The following is a 231-nucleotide window of genomic DNA, read 5'->3' as shown; positions in this document are numbered from 1 at the left end:
AATGCATTGAGGATGACTTCAACGCATGGAAAGAAACTCTCTGGCCAGAATTGGATCAGTTACTTCGGGATGAAAATGATGTTTCAACAGGCACTACCTACACAGCTGCCATTCCTGAATACCGGGTTGAATTTGTTAAGCCTGATGAGGCAGCCCATTTGGAGAGAAATTTCAGTCTTGCAAACGGTTATGCGGTTCATGATGCTCAGCATCCTTGCCGGGCCAACGTGG

At 46.8% G+C, this 231-nt stretch carries 1 protein-coding gene; it reads left to right on the top strand.

Annotation, left to right across the window (positions count from 1 at the left end):
- Nucleotides 1-231, top strand: a 231-nt coding sequence (locus tag L9G74_RS24745) for a hypothetical protein (protein WP_238899123.1), incomplete at both ends; no start/stop codon positions are given.

This window comes from Shewanella electrica (assembly GCF_022321485.1).
Classification (GTDB): Bacteria; Pseudomonadota; Gammaproteobacteria; order Enterobacterales; family Shewanellaceae; genus Shewanella; species Shewanella electrica.
The sequence above is the reverse complement of the archived record's forward strand: the minus strand, read 5'-3'. Positions and strand labels throughout refer to the sequence as shown.